The 5,486-nt window shown below is 41.3% G+C and carries 5 protein-coding genes; 3 read left to right on the top strand and 2 right to left on the bottom strand.

The annotated features are described in order from the left end of the window. Positions 1-176 precede the first annotated feature (176 nt). Positions 177-455: a hypothetical protein gene (locus E1163_RS02850; RefSeq protein ID WP_155169257.1), complete on the bottom strand. Its 279-nt coding sequence runs from the start codon at positions 453-455 to the stop codon at positions 177-179. A 455-nt stretch (positions 456-910) separates the two neighbouring features. Between E1163_RS02850 and pyrR the strand changes: the two genes are divergently transcribed. Then, the gene (gene pyrR / locus E1163_RS02845) at positions 911-1,459 is read left to right on the top strand and encodes a bifunctional pyr operon transcriptional regulator/uracil phosphoribosyltransferase PyrR (RefSeq protein WP_155169255.1); all 549 of its coding nucleotides are present in this window, start codon (positions 911-913) and stop codon (positions 1,457-1,459) included. Next, the gene (locus E1163_RS02840) at positions 1,459-2,385 is read left to right on the top strand and encodes an aspartate carbamoyltransferase catalytic subunit (RefSeq protein ID WP_155169253.1); all 927 of its coding nucleotides are present in this window, start codon (positions 1,459-1,461) and stop codon (positions 2,383-2,385) included. Before pyrR ends, E1163_RS02840 begins: the two co-directional genes overlap by 1 nt. A 24-nt stretch (positions 2,386-2,409) precedes the next feature. Here the strand turns inward: E1163_RS02840 and E1163_RS02835 are convergent, their stop codons facing one another. Further along, entirely contained in the window at positions 2,410-3,741 is a 1,332-nt protein-coding gene (locus E1163_RS02835) for a carboxypeptidase-like regulatory domain-containing protein (protein WP_155169251.1), read from the bottom strand. 140 nt (positions 3,742-3,881) lie between these two features. Between E1163_RS02835 and E1163_RS02830 the strand changes: the two genes are divergently transcribed. Continuing rightward, the gene (locus E1163_RS02830) at positions 3,882-5,252 is read left to right on the top strand and encodes a cystathionine beta-synthase (protein WP_155169249.1); all 1,371 of its coding nucleotides are present in this window, start codon (positions 3,882-3,884) and stop codon (positions 5,250-5,252) included. Positions 5,253-5,486 lie beyond the last annotated feature (234 nt).

Raw genomic sequence — 5,486 nt, 5'->3', positions numbered from 1 at the left:
AAATTATTATCATGTAAATTCTACTTTATAGAACAAAATGCAGTTAATAAAGCCCGGGCCAAAGAAATTGATAAACTTAAAAAATGGTTCAGCAACTAATTGAGCCCAATAAACTATAATCAAACTACCTCAAAAGCAAGCGTCATACTCTAACTTTTGAGGTAGTTTTAACTACATCAATTCTCCCTGTCCACTAGTTTAAAGAACCTGCTTTTCTTCCCCTCGATTTCGTCCTGGTACAGGAAGACCAGGTCGCGGTCATCAAAAGTTTTGAAGAATTCGTCCCAGGATATGTCTTTCAGGTTTTCCTCGGCATAACCGGGGAAGTTGATTCGGAGCAGGCCGGAACCATCTTCATTGTTTTCGGTTCCTTTTACCACTGCGGGTTTGCCTTCACGCTCTTCTGCCCATGCTTTGATTTTATTATGATCAGTTGTTGTTTTTGATGCTGACATGATTTTTAATATTTTAGTTTAACTGGTGAATAGAGGCCAAATATTATTCCATGTCGCTTATTTTGTGTATTTGTAATGTTTGAAGCTTTTCGATCAGCATATTGATGCAAATTTTCCACAGAAAAATTAAGCGAAGTAACTGGTAATTACCAGTGAACCATCTGAACTTCCCTGATTAGAGTTGACTAAACTGTTTACTGTTCAAGTTGTGTTTACCGTTTGAGTATTTAACGTCAAAACACCCCTATAATCCCCTCAAGGGGATAGTAGTTTCGCAGAAATATTTAAAATTCCAATTCTCTAACACACTGTAGACCACTTCCGACGCCGGTCTTCTGACTTCCGACCCAATCATCCACCAGCAACTAGTAGCCACCAGCACCCACCAATAAAAACTCCATCATACCAATTGCCTTTACAATAAACTTTTCTCTATATTTGCATGAGTTTAGGCCATGCAGAAAAAACTAATACTCGACACCCACCTACTGAATATCACAGTCAACCGGCTTTGCCAGCAGCTTATTGAAAATCATGGAAATTTTGAGGATACTGCCATTATCGGCTTACAGCCTAAAGGCATCTACCTCGCTGAAATGATCCATGATAAGCTGGAAAAAGATACCGGCACTAAAATAGATCTCGGTTATCTGGATACTACATTCTTTAGGGATGATTTCAGGCGGAGAGATACACCGGTCAAAGCAAACGCTACCAAAGTTCCTTTCATCATTGAAAACAAGAATGTAGTGCTTATTGATGATGTGCTATACACCGGCAGGTCAGTACGTGCGGCCATGGATGCGATGATCGCCTTTGGCAGGCCTAAAAAAGTTGAACTTCTGGTATTGGTAAACCGCAAGTATTCACGTCAGTTGCCCATTGAGCCTGACTATATAGGTAAAGATGTAAATACCATGGACTTCCAAAAAGTATTGGTAGAGCTGGAAGCCCAGGGGTTTAAGGATAATAAAATCTGGTTGATAAATAAGGAAAGCAAATAATGTCACAATTAAGTCAAAAGCACCTTCTGGGTATTAAAGACATCACTCGGGAAGATATTGAACTTATTTTTGAAACAGCCAGATCATTTAAAGAAGTTATTAACCGGCCCATCAAAAAGGTGCCTTCGCTTCGAGATATTACAATCGCCAACGTATTCTTCGAAAATTCTACCCGTACCAGGCTGTCGTTTGAGCTGGCAGAAAAAAGGCTTTCCGCCGATGTGATCAATTTCTCATCTTCCAGCAGCTCTGTAAAGAAAGGAGAGACTTTGCTGGATACGGTAAATAACATCCTCGCCATGAAAGTGGACATGGTAGTCATGCGGCATAGCAGCCCCGGTGCGCCACACTTCCTGGCCAAGCATATAGATGCCAACATTGTGAATGCGGGGGATGGCACACATGAACACCCTACACAAGCACTGCTCGATACCTACTCCATCATGGAAAAACATGGTTCGGTTGAGGGACTCAAAGTAGCCATCATCGGTGATATTTTACATTCCCGGGTAGCTATTTCCAATATATTTGCCCTTCAGAAACTAGGAGCAGAAGTGATGGTTTGCGGACCCAATACCCTGCTTCCCAAGTACATTGGCTCATTGGGTGTAAAAGTAGAACTTGATGTAAGAAAGGCGCTGCAATGGTGTGACGTAGCCAATGTACTGCGAATCCAGCTTGAAAGACAACAAATCAAGTATTTCCCCTCACTTCGCGAGTACTCCCTGTACTATGGGGTGAATAAACGAATGCTTGATGAGCTGGACAAGGAGATCACTATTATGCACCCCGGACCTATTAACCGAGGCGTAGAACTGAACAGTGATGTGGCTGATTCAGAACATTCCATAATTCTGGAGCAGGTGCAGAATGGTGTAGCAGTGAGAATGGCAGTACTTTATCTACTGGCCGGAGGAAAAGCCTGACCTTCTGACTTACACCGGGTACGCTTAATAATCAGCATTCATGAACATTCTGAATACTTCATGGTCTTTATACATTTCCTGATAGCTGTTGTATTCTTCTGGCAGAGGTATGATACGTTTTCCGCTGCTGGTGAAAAATTGCCTTGGCAGTGGAGCATCTTCCGAAAGTTTCTCTTCAATATCAGACGAAATAGGTCTGTCATGCTGCTCCCAAAACTCCGGGTTGTAAACAATGTCAGGGTTAATCATTTCTTTGTAGACTATTGTTCTTTGCTCTTCATTAAACCGGGTTACATCGCTGTCCCTGAACTCACCGCCCGCTATTTCTATATACTCTTCAATAGGCGTGCTGCCGCTCTTATACTTTGTTGAGAGCTTTACATTATTGAGATAGTATTTTTCACCGACTTTTACATAGTTCAGGTCAAAATGTGCAGATACGTTTTCTACAGGGCAGCTTTCATAAAAAAAACGTTCAGCATGATCTTCCCATATCTCCAGTTTAAGGAGGGCATAGTCATCTGCTTTTATGTAAGCGCTACCCCTGTAAGTAACTTCCCCGGATTGGGCGGGAGCAAAGCTGATTATAAACACATCTTCATTATGATAACTGGTCAAACTGTCAATAGTAAATCTAAACTGATCCCTAAGCTTACTGAAAGGGCCATTGTACAGGTATTCACTCTTAGCCTTTACCAGTTTGTCGACTTCCAGCAGGCGGGGCACCGTGTCATTACATTCCGATTTTAGATGGTAATCAGAGCGGCGGATGTTCTTCCATTGGGCCAGATCGTAGGAGAAGAGTACGTTCCTGCGGTTGTATGAAGGCTGGTAGCCGGAAATGTGAAAGATGCCATAAGCCTCAGTATAACCTGCATAGGTATTGTTTTTCTTTATTTCCTCCGTATAGAAACCGTACAGGTAGTAGGGATCCTGCCTCAAAAACGTCTTTAAATTTTTTTCTGTGCTTCTGATTATTTCCTGAGGAGTTTCAGCTTTGGCTTTAACCAGTATTTCCTGGAGTACCGTTACTTTTGGGGCCAGGGAGATCCTTTCATTTTGAGCTTTGGCCAAATCACCTAACGTAGATTCATAAGGTTCGAAGCCAATACTGGAAATGACAATTTTCCTATCCATCATGGTAGGATTTATAGTAAGCCTGAACTGCCCGTTGGCATTGGTGCTAAAGCCATATTGTTGCTCTGGAAAAGATACGGTAGCATAAGGCACCGGCTCATTCGTTTCACTGTTAATTACTGTTCGGGTGATTTCATTATTTTGAGCATCAGCCGGTTGAGTAAGAAGTAATCCGGAAAGCACTGTTACATAAACAATGAGCGGGACAAAATACTGCATGGATACGGTTGGTTTTGAGTATCAAAAAATTAAACGAGTTCGAACACTAAGTTGTTTTGGTTGTGGTTTAAATTACATACGCATTCTTATAAAAACAGCAATTATCTTCCTAATTTTGTAAAAACCTAATATCTGTAACAATGTACTACAATTCACTTATTGAAACCATAGGGAACACACCCTTGGTGAAGTTAAACCGTCTGGCAGAAGGCATTAAGGGAACTGTGCTCGTAAAAGTGGAGTACTTCAATCCGGGAAACTCCATGAAGGACAGGATGGCCCTTAAAATGATCGAAGATGCTGAAAAAGCAGGCATATTGAAGCCTGGAGGAACCATCATAGAAGGTACCTCAGGTAACACCGGAATGGGACTGGCGCTAGTGGCCATAGCTAAAGGTTATAAGTGTATTTTTACATTGGCAGATAAGCAGTCTCAGGAGAAGATAGATATATTGAGAGCGATGGGAGCAGAAGTGATCGTTTGTCCAACCAATGTTTCTCCGGAAGACCCCAGGTCTTACTACTCCGTAGCTAAGAAGCTTAACAAAGATATCCCCAACTCATTTTACCCTAACCAGTATGACAATATGTCTAATACTGCCGCCCATTATGAAACCACGGGGCCTGAAATATGGAAGCAAACTGAGGGGAAAATTACACACTATGCTGCAGGTGTAGGTACTGGTGGCTCAATGTGCGGAACTACAAAATATTTAAAAGAACAAAATCCTGATGTTATATCCGTGGGTATTGATACCTATGGTTCTGTATTCAAAAAATATAAGGAGACCGGCATTTTCGATGAAAATGAAATATATCCTTATATGACAGAAGGAATAGGAGAGGATATACTCCCTAAAAACGTTGATTTTAGTCTTATCGATAATTTTATCAAAGTTACTGATAAGGATGGCGCCATTATGACAAGACGATTGGCGCGTGAAGAAGGCCTTTTTGTAGGCTGGTCTTGTGGATCTGCTGTACACGGTGCCCTGGAGTATGCGAAGGAAAACCTGAAAGAAGATGATATGATGGTGATCATCCTGCCGGATCATGGAACAAGGTATCTTGCCAAAGTGTACAATGACAACTGGATGAAAGATCATGGTTTCCTTGAGGCGAGAGATTTTGCCACAGCCAAAGACATCATTACCAGAAAAAATGGTTCGGATAAGCTTTATACCGTAACTAAAACAGACAAAATTGGCCAGGTAATCAGAATGTTGAACAAAGAAGGTATTGATCAGGTACCTGTCGTGGAAAATAATCACTTTGTAGGAAGTATTTCCACAGCTAAACTGTTGGAGAAGCTCATCGAAGATCCTGAGATCAGGGAAAAAGAGGTAAGTGAGGTGATGGATAACCCAATGCCTTTTGTGGCTATGGACAATACCCTGGATGTACTCTCATCGATGATAAACAAAGATAATAAGGCTGTTCTGGTAAGAGATCAGGCACACGAAGTACATATTATTACACAACATGATTTACTGATGGCGATGAGCAACTAAGTTTTGGCATAGTACTTGTCTTAAATTCAGCAAGGTTGATAACATGTTAATGTAAGTAAGTTTTGGGATAAGGCTCCGCTGAGAAGTGGGGCCTTTCTTTTGTGTTACCTTCGCAATTTCTGGGAGTGACTACCACAAGCGTAAACCTGTGGAGTAAATGGATTGGAAAGTAAAGTAAAACAAGTAATGTGCAACTTGCCACTGAAAATCAGTAAACTGCGCTTATTGTTATAT

It is taken from the genome of Fulvivirga kasyanovii, assembly GCF_009711405.1.
Lineage (GTDB): Bacteria > Bacteroidota > Bacteroidia > Cytophagales > Cyclobacteriaceae > Fulvivirga > Fulvivirga kasyanovii.
This window is presented reverse-complemented; position numbering and strand designations above follow the sequence as displayed.